Source organism: Streptomyces thermolilacinus SPC6, assembly GCF_000478605.2.
GTDB lineage: Bacteria > Actinomycetota > Actinomycetes > Streptomycetales > Streptomycetaceae > Streptomyces > Streptomyces thermolilacinus.
This window is the reverse complement of the sequence record NZ_ASHX02000001.1, coordinates 5,980,730-5,994,830: the sequence shown is the minus strand read 5'-3', so window position 1 is coordinate 5,994,830 and position 14,101 is coordinate 5,980,730. Positions and strand designations below refer to the sequence as shown.

The window sequence follows — 14,101 nt, the reverse complement described above, 5'->3', positions numbered from 1 at the left end:
CGGTCAGTCGGCAGTCGGGCCGTCGGACCGGGCGGCCAGTCGGGAGCCGGGCTGTCGAGCCGGGCGGTCAGTCGGGCCAGACGCCGGTGGCGAGGAACTCGTCCAGCGTCGCCGCGTACGGGTCGATGTCGAGGCCCTGCTCCGTCAGCCACGCGTCGGAGTAGTACTTGTCCAGATACCGCTCCCCGGGGTCGCAGATCAGTGTGACGACGCTGCCGGTGCGGCCCTGCGCCACCATCTCCGCGACGATCTTGAAAGCGCTCCACAGGCCGGTTCCGGTGGAGCCGCCCGCCTTGCGGCCGATGGCGTTCTCCAGGGCGCGGACGGCGGCGACGCTCGCGGCGTCGGGGATCTTCATCATGCGGTCGATGGCGCCCGGCACGAAGCTCGGTTCCATGCGCGGCCGGCCGATGCCCTCGATGCGGGAGCCGCAGTCGCTCACCGCGTCGGGGTCGTCGTGCGTCCAGCCGTCGAAGAAGCAGGAGTTCTCCGGGTCGGGGACGCAGACGCGGGTGTCGTACTGCATGTAGTGGACGTAGCGGGCGATGGTCGCGGACGTGCCGCCGGTACCGGCCGTGGCGACGATCCAGGCGGGCTCCGGGTAACGCTCCAGGCGGAGTTGCTGGTAGATGGACTCGGCGATGTTGTTGTTGCCGCGCCAGTCGGTGGCGCGCTCGGCGTAGGTGAACTGGTCCATGTAGTGGCCGCCGGTCTCGGCCGCGAGGACGGCGGCCTCCTCGTACATGCGGCGCGAGTCGTCCACGAAGTGGCAGCGCCCGCCGTGGAATTCGATGAGGCGGATCTTCTCCGGGCTGGTGGTGCGCGGCATGACGGCGATGAACGGGACGCCGATCAGGCTCGCGAAGTACGCCTCGGACACCGCGGTCGAGCCGCTGGACGCCTCGATGACCGGCTTGTCGGGGCGGATCCAGCCGTTGCACAGCCCGTACAGGAAGAGGGAGCGGGCGAGGCGGTGCTTGAGGCTGCCGGTGGGGTGGGTGGACTCGTCCTTGAGGTAGAGGTCGATGCCCCAGTGGCCGGGCAGCGGGAAGCGCAGGAGGTGGGTGTCGGCCGACCTGTTGGCGTCCGCCTGGACCTTTCGTACGGCGTCTTTCAGCCAGGCGCGGTAGGCCGGATCGCTGCGGTCCACGTCGATGGTCGCGGCGGGCGCGGAGCCCGGCTCGGCCGTCACGCCAGGGCCCTTCACCGCGGGCGCGCCAGGGCCTTTGGCGGCCGTCGCGCCAGAGTCCTTGGCGGCCGGGGCGGGGGCTTCCACGGCCGCGCCCGGGGCCTTCGCCGCCGTGCCGGGGGCGTTCAGGCGCCGTTCCGCCGTTCCGGGGCCCCCCGGCGTCGTGCCGCTGCCGGGTCCGGCCGGTTCGGGCTGCTCAACGGTCCTCACACGCCACTCCTCGTCGTCCACGTCCTGCGCACCACGGTTCCCTCATGGGTCCCGCGACCGAACATACCTCCCCGACCTGGGCAAACGATGACTTTGACCCCTCATAGGCCCGGCTTGCAGGGCGGCCTCGGAGGTGCACTGGTGCGGACGCGGGTCCTCCGTGCAGACTGGGCACCCTGGAACGGGTGCGAAGGGGGCGGCGGAAGCATGACTGAACCCGAATTCAGCGCCACGGGGGTACGCATCGAGCGGTGGCCGCGCTCTCTGACGGCGGCCGGCGAGGTCCGTATCGAGGGCGGCCGACTGGCCCTGCTGACCAGTTACGGCCGGGAGATCGACAGCGCCCCGGTGCGTGCGGTGCGGGCGGGCCGGCCGTGGTTCGCGGCGTCGCGCGACGCGGCGGTGGCCACGCTCAACGGCGCCCGCTACCGGCTGACGATGGGGCAGCGCGACCGGCGGCCCGGGACCGGCGCGACCCTCGCCGGCCGATTCCTGGAGGCCGTGCGCAGGGCGGGCGGCGCGCGCGACTGAGGGGCCGCCCGCGGGGCCGGTGACGCGGGGTGCGGCCGAGGGGGCTGACGGGGCGTCCGCTGCCGCGGTTGCGAAGCGGTCACGACTGGTCCACGCTGGATTGACATCACTCAGGGTGAACCGGCGGTGACACTGTGACCCAGCCCGCCGAACATGAGCCAGCCATCCACTGGACCCGATCCTCGTCTTCTTCCGGACCTACTTCGGGGAGTCGCAGCCGTGATCAGCCAGGCAAGCAGCAGGCAGTGCGCGGTAGAGCTCCAAGCCCTGCCGTCGCGGATCGGTCAGGTCCGCAGAATCGTGTCGGCGCAACTGCGCTACTGGAACCTCGACCCCCTCATCGAGAAGGCGGCGCTCGGGGTCACCGAACTCCTCACCAACGTGCACCGGCACGCCAAGCCGGACAAGATCTGCACGGTCGAGATCGAGTTCCTCCTCGACCGGCTCACGGTCTCCGTCCACGACCACGATCCGCGCCTCCCCGCCGTCGTGCACCTGGAGGACGGTCCGGACCCGCTCGCCACGTCGGGGCGCGGCCTCGCGCTGATAGAGGCCGTCAGCGAGAGCTGGGGCGCGCGCCCGCAGGGCGATGCGGGGAAGGTCGTGTGGTTCACGCTCCCCGCGCCCTCGGCCACACCCGTCGGCATCCCGGCGGTCCCGGCGTACGGGGCGGTGGGCGGCGCCGCGTTCAAGGAGCCCGTGCCGTTCGGCGACGGCGCGGAGGCGGCGGAGACGGTACGCGGACACGCCGCCACCGCCGTCCGGTCGGCCGTGGCGGGCTGACCGGACGACGGGGCCCGGCTCCCCCGTGCACCAGGTGACGCGGGTGGCTTCGGCTGCGGGACTCAGGTCTTCCGGCCGGGGCCGAACCGCTCGTCCAGGACGGACAGCCGCCGCCGGTACACCTCCTCGTCGATCTCCCCGGCAGCGAACCGCCGCCCCAGCAGCTCCACGGGCGACGGGTCGCCGGGTCGCCGGGCGGCCACGTCCCGGTACAGCGGGCCCCTGCCGCCCCGCCACGCCGTACGGCGCAGCGGCAGGAAGGCCGCGACGGCGACACCTGCCCAGAGCAGCGCGGCTTCCAGGGGATCGCGGACGACTTCGGGCGGCCTCGGGTGCTGCACTGGGCGGGCGCGGCGTACGGCGAGGGGCCGGCCGCCGACGCGGCGCCCCGGTACGCGGTGCGGCGGCGCGAGCGGATCGGCGCGGACGCGCCGCCCGGCGACGCGGTGGCGCGGGCCGTGGAGGCGCACGGGCGGCTCGTCCTGGAGGACGGGATCGTGGCGGCCGCGGTGGCGGTGGACCCGAGCCGCTGGGAGCTGCAGACGTTCAGCCTGCGGGCCGGTCCGGCACCCGGGGACGCGGGAGACGTGTTCCGCGTGCTGCGGCTCTCCCAGCCCGGCCGGGCGGCGCTGCGGCACGGCCGGCACTGGGACTGAGATCGCGTCAGACGACCGGTGCGAGGGTCAGACGACCCGTGCGAGGGTCAGGCGACCGGGACGAGCGTCAGGTACGCCATGCCGAGGATGTCGCGGTAGCCGGTCAGCCAGGAGGTGCGCTGCCGGTCGACGCGGGCGCGGGTGGCGGCGGCGTCCGGGTGGCCGGGGTTGGCCGCGAGCCACACCTCGATGTCGTGGCGGTACCCCGACTCGAACTGCTCCCACTCGTCCCGGTCGGCCGTCTCGATCCAGGCCGGCCTGAAGCCCGCGTCGACGGCCGCCTCCACGAGGGCGCCCAGCGGCCGGTGGTCGTCCTCCCGGGCGCCGGGCCACATCCGGGCCAGCTCGTCCGGGGTGGGTACGCGCTGCCAGAAGCCCTCGCCGAGGAGCACCCGGCCGCCGGGCGCGACCAGGCGCCGCAGCTCGCGGAGGGCGGCCGCCAGGTCGTGCGGGCCGTCCGGGTCGCAGAGCGCCTGGCTGGAACCGACGCACAGCACCAGATCGGCGGGTCCGCGCTCGGAGCCGTGGGCGGACTCCTCGACGAACGCGACGCGCCCGTCGAGGCCCCGCTCCCCGGCGAGGGCGCGGCCGCGCGCGAGGTCCTCGGCGTTGATGTCGATGCCGGTGCCGGTCGCACCGGGCGCGGCGTCGAGCACCCGCAGCAGGAGCTCGCCCCACCCGCATCCGATGTCCAGCACGGTGGCGGGCCGGTTGGCGGCGAGCGACGCGACGAGCCGCCGCGCACGGGCCTCCGACAGCGGTCCGTGGAAGGTGAGGTGGGTGAGGCGGGGCGGGGAGTCAGTTGTGGTCACGACCGCGCACCCTACGTCGGCATGCCACGTCACCGCGCCGGAATTTCCCGCTGCCTCCGGGCGACCGGCGAACGGGCGCCGAGAGCCGGCCCGCTGTGGGGCTCGGCGCCCCTTCGCGGGGCGACGGCCGTCCCGGGGCGGAGACGTCGCGGCGTATGCCGGGACGGGTCAGCCGTGCGGGACCGGGCGGCCCAGGGCGGACAGCGGGTCGTCGAGTACCGGCTGCCAGGCCAGTTCCGCCGCGCCCGCCAGGCTGTTGTGGTCCAGGGTGCACGCCAGGATCGGTACGCCCCCGCTGCGGCCCCACAGGCTGCGGTCGGCCACGACGGCGCGCAGGCGGTCCGGGTCGGCGGCCAGCAGTTCGCGGTGGAGGCCGCCCAGGATGATCCGGTCCGGATTCAGGATGTTGACCAGGCCCGCGAGGCCGAGCCCCAGCCGGTCGACCAGCTCCTCCACGGCGGCCCGCACGCCCGCGTCCCCGGGCTCGTCGCGGAGCAGGTCGCGGCACTGCTGGAGCAGCGACACCTCGGGCCCCGGCACCCGGCCGGCGGCAGTGAGGAAGGCCAGCGGGTCGGTCTCCACGTCCAGGCAGCCACGGCTGCCGCAGTGGCAGGGGCGCCCCGCCGGGTTGACCGTCAGATGGCCGACCTCAAGGGCGAGGCCGGAACTGCCGGTGTGCAGCCGCCCGTCGAGGACGAGCGCGCCGCCCACGCCCCGATGGCCGGTCGCGACGCACAGCAGGTGCTGGGCGCCCCGGCCCGCTCCGTGCCGGTGCTCGGCGAGCGCGGCCAGGTTGACGTCGTTTCCGGTGAACGCGGGGCCGTCGATGCCGGCCGCCCTTACGAGCCCGGCGAAGACGTCCCGTACGGGCGCCCCGGCGGGCCACGCCAGGTGCAGCGGGTTCAGGGCGGTGCCCTCCGGTTCGGCGACCGCCGACGGTACGGCGAGGCCCGCGCCCACGCAGCGGCGGCCGCTCTCGCGCAGCAGCCCCGCGCCCGCGTTCACGACGGCGGCGAGCACTTGCGCCGGGTCGGCGGTGACCTCCACGCAGCCGGGCGCCGTCGCCACGATCCGGCCGCCGAGGCCCACGAGCGCGGCGCGGAACCCGTCGGCGTGGATCTGCGCGGCGAGCGCGACCGGCCCGTTCTCGTCGACCGTCAGCCGGTGCGAGGGGCGGCCCTGCGAACCGGCGGCGGCCCCCGGGCGCGAGTCCACGCGGATCAGCCCGAGGGCCTCCAGCTCGGCGGCGACGGCTCCGGCGGTGGCGCGGGTGACGCCCAGTTCGGCGGTGAGGACGGCACGGGTGGGCGCCCGGCCCGTGTGCACCAGTTCCAGGGCCGGGCCCAGGGCGCTGCGGCCCCTGTCGAGCCGGGTCCGGGTCGTCGTCGCCTTGCCGTTCATGGGGGCGAGTCTCCCATGATCCGGCGCAGCGGCCGCTCGGGCGGGCTGTTTCGGCCGCCCCTCGACGGGTACTGCGGGCAGCGGTGGCGCGCACCTCAGAACGCGCCACGAGCGCACAGTCGGCGGGCAGCGAGCGCGCGCAGGACCGCGGGCGCCCGTGCCGCGCACGGCGTTCCGGTGCGCGGCACTGCGCGCGCGAAGACGGCGACACCGAGTGGAGGGCGGCCGAGCGGCAGAGCGGCAGAGCGAGGACGGTGACAGCGAGTGGAGGAGGCATCCATGGCACCCTCCGGCGACGGGCGCGGGGGCCACAGCGGGCGCGGCAAGGCCGACGAGCGGACGACCGTACGGGACCTGCTCGGCGAGCACGGCCGGACGTACGCCGAGGAGGCGGGCATCCGGCTGAGGGACACCCCGCAGCCGCTGTACGAGCTGCTGGTCCTCTCCCATCTGCTGAGCGCCCGCATCCGCGCGGCGACGGCCGTCGAGGCGGCCCGCGCGCTGTTCGACGCCGGGATGCGGGACGCCCGGCGCATGCGGGACGCCACCTGGCAGCAGCGGGTGGACGCCCTCGGCCGGGGCGGCTACCGGCGTTACGACGAACGGACGTCCACCCAGCTCGGTGACGCGGCGGAGCTCGTACTGGACCGGTACGGCGGCGATCTGCGGCGGCTCCGCGAGGAGGCCGGCGGCGACCCGGACCGGCTGCGGGAGCTGCTGCGCGAGGTGCCGGGCATCGGGCCCGCGGGTGCGGACATCTTCCTGCGGGAGGTCCAGGGCGTGTGGCCCGACGTGGCGCCGTGCCTGGACGGCAAGGCGCTGGACGGGGCGCGCCGCCTCGAGCTGCCCGCCGACCCGGGGAAGCTCGCCCGGCTGGTGAGGAAGGAGGAACTGCCGTCGCTGGCGGCGGCGCTGGTCCGCGCCGCGCTCGACCGCCATGTGGTGGAGGACGTCGAGGAAGCCCACGCGCGTCACGCCGCCCAGGCGTGACCGGCCACGTTCCAGGGAGGACCCGGATGAGCACCCCCGACCGCGGCGCACTGCCGCTGCCCGACTTCGACCATCTGCCCGTCGGCACACTGGAGTCACGCATCAGGTCGCTCCAGGCCGACGAGCTGGACCAGCTGCTGCGGTACGAGCACGAGCACGCGGACCGCGCGCAGGTCGTCCAGCTGCTCACGTCCCGCAAGCGCCAGCTGGACGCGGGGGCCGAACCGACCGGCGGCGACCCGTCGGCGTTCCGCCCGGAGCAGGCGGGGCACGCGGCGGGCGGTTCGCCGGTGTCCCCGGCCACGTCCCCCCAGCCGTCCAGTCCGCCGCCGCACGGCACCCCGGACCAGCGGGGCAAGCCGAAGGGCAACCGGACCGTGTGACCCGGCCCCGGCCGCCGACCACGGCCCGCTGTACCGCGTGGACGCGCCCCCGCCCGGCCGGGGGCGCTTTCATGCCGCACTGCTCCTTGCCGCTGCGCGCGGGTGCGCTTGCGAGGCCGGGCCCCGGAATTGTGGTGAGCCGCCGTCGACCCCTATCCTTAATTTGTGCCGCTACTAAACAAACTCGCGTCCGCCCCTCGCCGAGCGCCCGCCGGAGACCCCGCCGCCCGCTCGCTGACCCGCCTCCGTACCGCCGTCACGCTCTTCTTCGCCCTCGACGGGTTCCTCTTCGCGGGCTGGGTCGTCCGCATCCCCGCGATCAAGCAGCAGACCGGCTCGTCCGCGAGCGACCTCGGGCTCGCCCTGCTCGGCGTGTCCGCCGGGGCCGTGGTCACCATGACGCTCACCGGGCGCCTGTGCCACCGGTTCGGGAGCCACACCGTCACCGTCGGCGCGGCGGTGCTGCTGTCGCTGAGCATCGCCCTGCCCGCGCTCACCCACTCGGCGCTCGCGCTGGGCCTCGTGCTGCTGGTGTTCGGCGCCGCGTACGGCGCGATCAACGTCGCGATGAACAGCGCGGCCGTCGACCTGGTGGCGGCGCTGCGGCGGCCCGTGATGCCCGCCTTCCACGCCGCGTTCAGCCTGGGCGGCATGGTCGGCGCCGGGCTCGGCGGCCTCGTGGCGAGCGGCCTCTCGCCCGCCGCGCATCTGCTCGGGCTCACCGTCGTTGGGCTGCTCCTGACGGCCGCCGCCGGGCCCGTACTGCTGCGCCACCCCTCCCCCGTACCGCCCGAGTCGCTGCCCGCGGCGCCCGCGTCCGGGCGGCGGCGGATCGACGGCAGGTCGCGGCGGACGGTCACCCTGTTCGGCGTGATCGCCCTGTGCACGGCGTACGGCGAGGGGGCGCTCGCCGACTGGGGCGCCCTGCACCTGGCGCAGGACCTGGACGCGCACCCGGGTGTCGCGGCGGCCGGGTACGCGCTGTTCGCGCTGACGATGACCGCCGGGCGGCTGTCCGGTACGGCGATGCTGGAGCGGCTGGGCCAGACCAGGACGCTCGTCGTGGGCGGCGCGACGGCCGCCGTCGGCATGCTGCTGGGCGCGCTGGCGCCGACCGTGTGGGCGGCGCTGCTGGGCTTCGCCGTCACCGGACTGGGCCTGGCGAACATCTTCCCGGTGGCGGTGGACCGGGCGGGCGCGCTGGCCGGGCCGGCCGGGGTGGCGGCGGCGTCCACGCTCGGCTACGGCGGCATGCTGCTCGGCCCGCCCGTGATCGGGTTCCTCGCGGAGTGGTTCTCGCTGCCGGCGGCGCTGACGACGGTCGCCCTGCTCGCCGCCGCCGCGGCGGCCCTCGGCTACCGCGCCCGCCACGCCTCGGCGGCCCGCGCCCTCTGAGTAGCCGTACTCAGGCGCGGGTGGCACCCCCCGCACAGGATGGAGCTCCCTGCGACCCCGGGAGCCCCACATGAGTCCGAACCAGCCGGTCACCGCCCTGCGCGCCTTCGCGCGGCTCGCCTTCGGCAACGTCGCGTCCGGCGTGTACCTGGCGGTCGTCGCCGCGGTGACCGCCCTGGTGGTCCGCGACCTGTGGTTCACCGAGCACGAGGACGCGTCGTTCGCCGCCCTCGGGCTGATAGCGGTGGCCGCTCCGACGATGCTGGTCCTGCTGGCGGGCGGGGAGCTGGCCGGGGACGGCCTGATCGAGTCGTCGTGGTTCCTCTGGGCGGCGTTCGGCGTGTCGGTGCTCCTCCAGTCCCTCGCGGTCGGCGCGCTCGCCCGCCTGGCCACCCACAGCGCGCGTCACCGGCCGCGCCCGCGACGCGGTTGAGACGCGGTAGAGGCGCGGGGCCCGATGGCAGAATCCCGGCATGGAGACTGCCGAGCACATCAAGCACCTCGCACGCGAGGGCCAGTTGCTGGCCGACGCCGCCGAACAGGCGGGCAGCGACGCGGAGGTCCGAAGCTGCCCCGGCTGGACCGTGCGGGACCTGCTGCGGCACACCGGCATGGTGCACCGCTGGGCGACCGCGTTCGTCGCCGACGGCCACACCTCGTACCGCCCCGGCGGCGGTGAGCCCGACCTCGACGGCGCCGCGCTGCTCGACTGGTACCGGGAGGGCCACGACCTGCTCGTCGCCGCGCTGAGCGGCGCGCCCGACTCCCTGGAGTGCTGGACGTTCCTTCCCGCCCCCTCGCCGCCGGCCTTCTGGGCACGGCGCCAGGCGCACGAGACGACCGTGCACCGGGTGGACGCCGAGTCGGCGCTGGGCCTGGTTGCGGGCCGCTCGCCGGTCGCGCCGGAGCTGGCCGCCGACGGGATCGACGAGTTGCTGTGCGGCTTCCACGGCCGGGACAAGAGCCGCGTCCGCACGGACCCGCCCGGCGCGCTGAGGGTCCGTACGACGGACACGGACGACGTGTGGACCGTCACCCTGTCGGCCGACGCGCCCCGCACCACGCGCACCGCCGACGGCCCTGCCGAATGCGAGCTGACCGGCCCCGCCGAGGCGCTGTACCTGTCGCTCTGGAACCGCCTGCCCGCCGGGACCCCGGCCGTCACGGTCACCGGCGACGACCGCCTGGCCCGCCTCTGGCGGGAGACCTCGGCCGTGACGTGGTGACGCACCCGGCGGGCTCCCGCGCCGGTCAGGTCTCCGCGCTGGTGGTCCATGCCCACCACGCTGGACGCGCCCGCCCGGACCTCGCGTCACCCCGGCGTGGTGGCGACGCGTACTCCCGGCGTCGTACGGAACGGGGTGCGGGTCGTACGCCGACGGGGTGCGGGTCGTACGGGGAGGCGTACCGCTCGTACGGCCTGGTCCCGCCGCGACGCGTCCCACCGCGGCGTACGCGTCCACGATCAGTGCGGGCGGCGATCGTCGTGGCGGGCCGCGGCGGGCCCGGCCGCGAGGACGCTTCGACCGGTAGCGGTCCACGACGCCCCGGCGGGCGACGCCGGAGCAGCCAGGTCCGGCCGCGGCACCGCGCCGACGCACAGCGCGGCCCCGTACGGCTCCTCAGCCCTCCCGCGCGGCCCGCTCGGCCTCGGGTTCCCGCTCCTGGGGGGTCTCCGGGTGACGGCGGTCCAGGGTTTCCATGGCGCGGCGGGCGACCGTGTTCGTGCGGACGATGCCCGCCAGCGTCGTCGCGCCGCGCGTGATCTCCGTGAACGCCCGCCACGCCGGGCGCAGCCCGGTGATCGCGGCGTGCAGCAGCCCGGGACGCCGCTCGAAGACGGCGAGCATCCGCCGCCCCACCGCCATCTCGACGCCGAGCCCGGCCTTGATGGCGAACGCGTAGTTGAGCGCCTGGCGGCGTGCCTCGACCGCGTCGTGGGCCTCGGCGATGCGGACCGCCCACTCCCCCGCGAGGCGGCCGGAGCGCAGCGCGAAGGAGATGCCCTCGCGGGTCCACGGCTCCAGCAGCCCGGCCGCGTCCCCGCAGACGATGACCCTGCCGCGGGAGAGCGGCGAGTCGTCGCTGCGGCAGCGGGTCAGATGCCCGGAGGAGATCGCCGGTTCGAACCCGGCGAGACCGAGGCGGGCCACGAAGTCGTCCAGGTACCGCCTGGTCGCGGCGCCCTCTCCGCGCGCGGAGATCACGCCGACCGTCAGCGTGTCGCCCTTGGGGAACACCCAGCCGTAACTGCCCGGCATGGGGCCCCAGTCGATGAGGACCCGGCCCGCCCAGTCCTCCGCCACGGACGGCGGCACCGGGATCTCGGCCTCCAGGCCCAGGTCCACCTGGTCGGTCTTGACGCCGACGTGCGCGCCTATGCGGCTGGCGCTGCCGTCCGCGCCGACCACGGACCGCGCGAGGACCGTCTCGCCGTCGGCGAGGACGACGGCGACGGTACGCCGGTCCGGCACCGCGGCGCCGTGCTGCTCGACCCGCGCCACCGCGACGCCCGTCCGCACCTCGGCACCGGCCTCGCGGGCGTGCTCCACCAGCCGCTGGTCGAACTCGGGCCGGTTGACCAGCCCGAACAGCATCCGCTTCGAGCGACGCGTACGGGCGAAGCGGCCGTTCAGCGAGAACGTCACGGCGTGCACCCGGTCCCGCAGCGGCAGTTCGAAGCCGGGCGGCAGGGCATCCCGCGACGGGCCGATGATGCCTCCGCCGCATGTCTTGTAGCGGGGCAGTTCGGCCTTCTCCAGGAGCAGCACACGGCGGCCCGCGACTGCCGCGGCATAGGCCGCGGACGCTCCGGCCGGCCCCGCGCCGACCACGACGACATCCCACACGTTCTCGCTGCTCACGATGTGCTTCCGCTCCCGGTCCCGACCGCGATCCTCGCTCTCGTCCGCATCCTACGGGGCTTCGCCGTCAGTGCCTTGTGCGAGGATCGGACCCGCGTTCGCCGCGCACACCCGCGGCGCGCGCCGACGTACCGATCCGACGTACCGATGTCGCACCCACCAGGAGCGTGACCATGACCGCCCAGCCGATCGCCGAGCCGATCGCCGCCACCGTCGCCTCGCTGATGTCCCGCGCCAAGGCGGAGCTCACGGAGCTCGTGGCGTTCCAGTCTGTGGCGGACCCGGCCCAGTTCCCGAGGAGCGAGTGCGAGGCCGCCGCCACGTGGGTGGCGGACGCCCTGCGCAGCGAGGGCTTCACCGACGTGTCCGTCTTCGACACGCCGGACGGCAGCCAGTCCGTGTACGGCTACCTGCCCGGGCCCGAGGGCGCCCCGACCGTGCTGCTGTACGCGCACTACGACGTGCAGCCGCCGCTGGACCTGGCCGGCTGGGACTCGCCGCCGTTCGAGCTGACCGAGCGGGACGGCCGCTGGTACGGGCGCGGCGCCGCCGACTGCAAGGGCGGGTTCATCATGCACCTGCTGGCGCTGCGCGCCCTGAAGGCGAACGGCGGCGTCCCGGTCGGCGTGAAGGTGATCGTGGAGGGCTCCGAGGAGCAGGGCACCGGCGGCCTCGAGCGGTACGCGGAGGCGCACCCCGAGCTGCTGACCGCCGACGCGATCGTCATCGGCGACACGGGCAACTTCCGCGTCGGCCTGCCGACCGTCACGGCTTCGCTGCGCGGCATGACGATGCTGCGCGTCCAGGTGGACACGCTCGCGGGGAACCTGCACTCGGGCCAGTTCGGCGGAGCCGCGCCGGACGCGCTGGCCGCGCTCATCCGCGTACTGGACTCGCTGCGCGCCGAGGACGGTTCGACCACCGTGGACGGGCTCGCGGCGGACGCGGAGTGGCAGGGCCTGCAGTACTCCGAGGAGGACTTCCGGCGGGACGCCAGGGTGCTGGACGGGGTGGAGCTGATCGGCTCCGGCACCGTCGCGGACCGGCTGTGGGCGCGCCCCGCCGTCACGGTGATCGGCATCGACTGCCCGCCGGTCGTGGGCGCCACGCCGTCCGTGCAGGCCACCGCCCGGGCGCAGATCAGCCTGCGGGTGCCGCCCGGCCAGGACGCCGCCGAGGCGACGAAGCTGCTCACCGCCCACCTCCAGGCGCACACCCCGTGGGGCGCGCGGGTGACGGTGGAGCAGGTCGGGCAGGGCCAGCCGTTCCAGGCGGACGTGGCGAGCCCGGCGTACACGTCGATGGCGGAGGCGCTGGCCGTGGCGTACCCGGGCGAGGAGATGCAGGCCGCGGGCATGGGCGGCTCCATCCCGCTGTGCAGCACGCTGGGCGCGCTGTACCCGCAGGCGGAGATCCTGCTGATCGGGCTGAGCGAGCCGGAGGCGCAGATCCACGCGGTGAACGAGAGCGTGTCGCCCGAGGAGCTGGAGCGGATGTCGGTCGCCGAGGCGCTGTTCCTGCGGAACTACGCGCGTTCGAAGCGGGGTTGAGCTCTGAGCTGATTCGCCAAGAGCGCAAGGGGGCGGCCCGGGTGTGGCCGTCCCCTTACCGTCGGGCCATGACTCCCGAACCGCGTACGCGCCCTTCCGACGAGCCCGCCGTCGCCGTGGTCCCGGTCGTGCCCGGGCTGCACATGCTCCGCTTCCCGATCGGCCAGGCGTACGTCTGGCACGACCCGGCCCCCGCCGACCGGGACGGCCACGGCGGCCCGGACGGGACCAGCGGCTCCGCAGGGCGCGGCGGCTCGCTGACGCTGGTGGACGCGGGCTGGGCGGGCGCCGAGGACGCCGTGGTACGGGCGTTGCACGAGATCGGCGGCCCGGACGCGCGGCTGCGGCGGATCGTCCTCACCCACTGCCACCGCGACCACGTCGGCGCGGCGGAGGCGCTCGCGGAGCGGTACGGCGCCGAGGTCCTCGCGCACCGGCTGGACGCGCCGGTGGTGCGCGGGGAGGCGCCGGTGCCCGAGCCGGACCTGCTGGAGTGGGAGCTCCCGCTGTACGAGCACGGCCTCACCACGCCCGAGGCGCCGCCCACCCGCGTGGACCGGGAGCTGGAGGACGGCGACGTACTGGACTTCGGCGGCGGCGCCCACGTGGTGCACACGCCGGGCCATACACCCGGTTCGGTCGCCGTCCATCTGCCGCTCCACGGCGTGCTGCTGTCGGGGGACACCGTGGCGTCGGTCTTCGGGGTGAGCCTGGGCGTCTTCCACGTGGACCGCGCGGCTGCGGTGGAGTCGATGCGCCGACTGGCCCGCCTCGCCCCGCTGCGGGCGGTGTGCTGCGGTCACGGCGACCCGGTGACGGCCGACGCCGCGACCTCCTTGCGCACGGCGGCGGAGGCGGCCGAGGCGTAGACGGCGGGGCTCAGCCGGCGGGGGCGTACACGGTGGTCGCCCGGGGCCGTCGTTCGGATCATCTGGTAGTGGGCCAGGGCAGCTGACTGGAGAGCCGATCGCGGTTCCCGTTGTGGCGTGCGCGTCGGCGGGGAGGACTTCCGCAGGGGCTCACTGGACCAGTTCGAGGTGGGGGTGGGACGGGTCCACCGGGCAGACGTGGAGCTGGAGGTTGCAGCCGCCGACGATGTCGATCAAGGTGATGTCCCGTCCTGGGCGCCCAGGGGATGCGGGGACGGGTCCGTCCGGTCCTCCTCGGCGATCCAGGCCCCGCTGCGGCCGTCCCATTCCAAGGAGGCGATGGCGAGGAGCGGGACCCGCTCGGTGCCGCACTCGGGGCAGGCGGGCCGGCTGAGGGAAGAACGCGGTGATGTCGACCGGCCTCGGCGGGGTGGTGAACACGGCGTTCAGAACGGCGATGCTGCCGAC

The 14,101-nt window shown here is 75.3% G+C and carries 16 protein-coding genes; 10 read left to right on the top strand and 6 right to left on the bottom strand.

Translation table 11 applies throughout. The features are described from left to right. Positions 1-67: 67 nt before the first annotated feature. Positions 68-1,192, bottom strand: coding sequence for an L-cysteine desulfhydrase Cds1 (locus J116_RS26050; RefSeq protein WP_028964539.1), 1,125 nt, complete (start codon positions 1,190-1,192; stop codon positions 68-70). Positions 1,193-1,606: 414 nt separating this feature from the next. On the opposite strand from J116_RS26050, the gene J116_RS26045 reads away from it, so the two are divergent. Together J116_RS26045 and J116_RS26040 are read left to right on the top strand one after the other, a co-directional pair. Then, positions 1,607-1,930 carry a hypothetical protein gene (locus J116_RS26045; RefSeq protein WP_023590017.1) on the top strand — a complete coding sequence of 108 codons (324 nt, stop codon included), beginning with the start codon at positions 1,607-1,609 and terminating at the stop codon, positions 1,928-1,930. A 219-nt stretch (positions 1,931-2,149) separates the two neighbouring features. Further along, the gene (locus tag J116_RS26040; protein WP_079147812.1) at positions 2,150-2,713 is read left to right on the top strand and encodes an ATP-binding protein; all 564 of its coding nucleotides are present in this window, start codon (positions 2,150-2,152) and stop codon (positions 2,711-2,713) included. Between the two features lie 62 nt (positions 2,714-2,775). Here the strand turns inward: J116_RS26040 and J116_RS26035 are convergent, their stop codons facing one another. Continuing rightward, a complete protein-coding gene (locus tag J116_RS26035) occupies positions 2,776-3,054 on the bottom strand; it encodes an SHOCT domain-containing protein (protein WP_023590016.1) in 279 nt (92 codons plus the stop codon). Here J116_RS26035 and J116_RS26030 point away from each other — a divergent pair. Next, complete coding sequence (locus J116_RS26030; RefSeq protein WP_023590015.1) at positions 3,046-3,369, top strand: DUF4865 family protein; 324 nt, start codon at positions 3,046-3,048, stop codon at positions 3,367-3,369. The two genes, J116_RS26035 and J116_RS26030, sit on opposite strands and share 9 nt — an antisense overlap. Before the next feature lie 47 nt (positions 3,370-3,416). Here J116_RS26030 and J116_RS26025 read toward each other — a convergent pair whose 3' ends face one another. Both J116_RS26025 and J116_RS26020 read right to left on the bottom strand, forming a co-directional pair. Then, positions 3,417-4,181, bottom strand: a complete 765-nt coding sequence (locus J116_RS26025) for an SAM-dependent methyltransferase (RefSeq protein ID WP_023590014.1) — start codon at positions 4,179-4,181, stop codon at positions 3,417-3,419. A gap of 168 nt (positions 4,182-4,349) precedes the next feature. Next, the gene (locus J116_RS26020) at positions 4,350-5,582 is read right to left on the bottom strand and encodes an ROK family protein (RefSeq protein WP_023590013.1); all 1,233 of its coding nucleotides are present in this window, start codon (positions 5,580-5,582) and stop codon (positions 4,350-4,352) included. A 279-nt stretch (positions 5,583-5,861) separates the two neighbouring features. Between J116_RS26020 and J116_RS26015 the strand changes: the two genes are divergently transcribed. The 5 genes from J116_RS26015 to J116_RS25995 all read left to right on the top strand — a co-directional run bounded on the left by J116_RS26015 (position 5,862) and on the right by J116_RS25995 (position 9,576). Beyond that, positions 5,862-6,572: an HhH-GDP family DNA glycosylase gene (locus J116_RS26015; protein WP_023590012.1), complete on the top strand. Its 711-nt coding sequence runs from the start codon at positions 5,862-5,864 to the stop codon at positions 6,570-6,572. Positions 6,573-6,598: 26 nt separating this feature from the next. Next, positions 6,599-6,955 (top strand): hypothetical protein, encoded by a 357-nt coding sequence (locus J116_RS26010; RefSeq protein WP_023590011.1) that lies wholly within the window; start codon positions 6,599-6,601, stop codon positions 6,953-6,955. A 165-nt stretch (positions 6,956-7,120) separates the two neighbouring features. Further along, positions 7,121-8,350 carry an MFS transporter gene (locus J116_RS26005; protein WP_023590010.1) on the top strand — a complete coding sequence of 410 codons (1,230 nt, stop codon included), beginning with the start codon at positions 7,121-7,123 and terminating at the stop codon, positions 8,348-8,350. Between the two features lie 70 nt (positions 8,351-8,420). After that, the gene (locus J116_RS26000) at positions 8,421-8,783 is read left to right on the top strand and encodes an SCO4225 family membrane protein (RefSeq protein WP_023590009.1); all 363 of its coding nucleotides are present in this window, start codon (positions 8,421-8,423) and stop codon (positions 8,781-8,783) included. 40 nt (positions 8,784-8,823) lie between these two features. Continuing rightward, positions 8,824-9,576: a maleylpyruvate isomerase family mycothiol-dependent enzyme gene (locus J116_RS25995; RefSeq protein ID WP_023590008.1), complete on the top strand. Its 753-nt coding sequence runs from the start codon at positions 8,824-8,826 to the stop codon at positions 9,574-9,576. A gap of 396 nt (positions 9,577-9,972) precedes the next feature. On the opposite strand, the gene J116_RS25990 is transcribed toward J116_RS25995, so the two are convergent. Then, entirely contained in the window at positions 9,973-11,214 is a 1,242-nt protein-coding gene (locus J116_RS25990; protein WP_023590007.1) for a geranylgeranyl reductase family protein, read from the bottom strand. Between the two features lie 173 nt (positions 11,215-11,387). Between J116_RS25990 and J116_RS25985 the strand changes: the two genes are divergently transcribed. After that, on the top strand, positions 11,388-12,764 hold the full coding sequence (locus J116_RS25985; RefSeq protein ID WP_023590006.1) for a dipeptidase: 1,377 nt from the start codon (positions 11,388-11,390) through the stop codon (positions 12,762-12,764). A gap of 68 nt (positions 12,765-12,832) precedes the next feature. Continuing rightward, on the top strand, positions 12,833-13,633 hold the full coding sequence (locus J116_RS25980) for an MBL fold metallo-hydrolase (RefSeq protein ID WP_023590005.1): 801 nt from the start codon (positions 12,833-12,835) through the stop codon (positions 13,631-13,633). Positions 13,634-13,783: 150 nt separating this feature from the next. Here the strand turns inward: J116_RS25980 and J116_RS29985 are convergent, their stop codons facing one another. Next, positions 13,784-13,960, bottom strand: coding sequence for a hypothetical protein (locus tag J116_RS29985; RefSeq protein WP_161492129.1), 177 nt, complete (start codon positions 13,958-13,960; stop codon positions 13,784-13,786). Positions 13,961-14,101: the final 141 nt, after the last annotated feature.

Bases quoted from the DNA above. Each gene is read 5' to 3' on its own strand.
- J116_RS26045 (WP_023590017.1), top strand. From the start codon at position 1,607: ATGACTGAACCCGAATTCAGCGCCACGGGGGTACGCATCGAGCGGTGG.
- J116_RS26020 (WP_023590013.1), bottom strand. From the start codon at position 5,582: ATGAACGGCAAGGCGACGACGACCCGGACCCGGCTCGACAGGGGCCGC.
- J116_RS26015 (WP_023590012.1), top strand. From the start codon at position 5,862: ATGGCACCCTCCGGCGACGGGCGCGGGGGCCACAGCGGGCGCGGCAAG.
- J116_RS26010 (WP_023590011.1), top strand. From the start codon at position 6,599: ATGAGCACCCCCGACCGCGGCGCACTGCCGCTGCCCGACTTCGACCAT.
- J116_RS26000 (WP_023590009.1), top strand. From the start codon at position 8,421: ATGAGTCCGAACCAGCCGGTCACCGCCCTGCGCGCCTTCGCGCGGCTC.
- J116_RS25995 (WP_023590008.1), top strand. From the start codon at position 8,824: ATGGAGACTGCCGAGCACATCAAGCACCTCGCACGCGAGGGCCAGTTG.
- J116_RS25985 (WP_023590006.1), top strand. From the start codon at position 11,388: ATGACCGCCCAGCCGATCGCCGAGCCGATCGCCGCCACCGTCGCCTCG.
- J116_RS25980 (WP_023590005.1), top strand. From the start codon at position 12,833: ATGACTCCCGAACCGCGTACGCGCCCTTCCGACGAGCCCGCCGTCGCC.
- J116_RS29985 (WP_161492129.1), bottom strand. From the start codon at position 13,960: ATGGGACGGCCGCAGCGGGGCCTGGATCGCCGAGGAGGACCGGACGGA.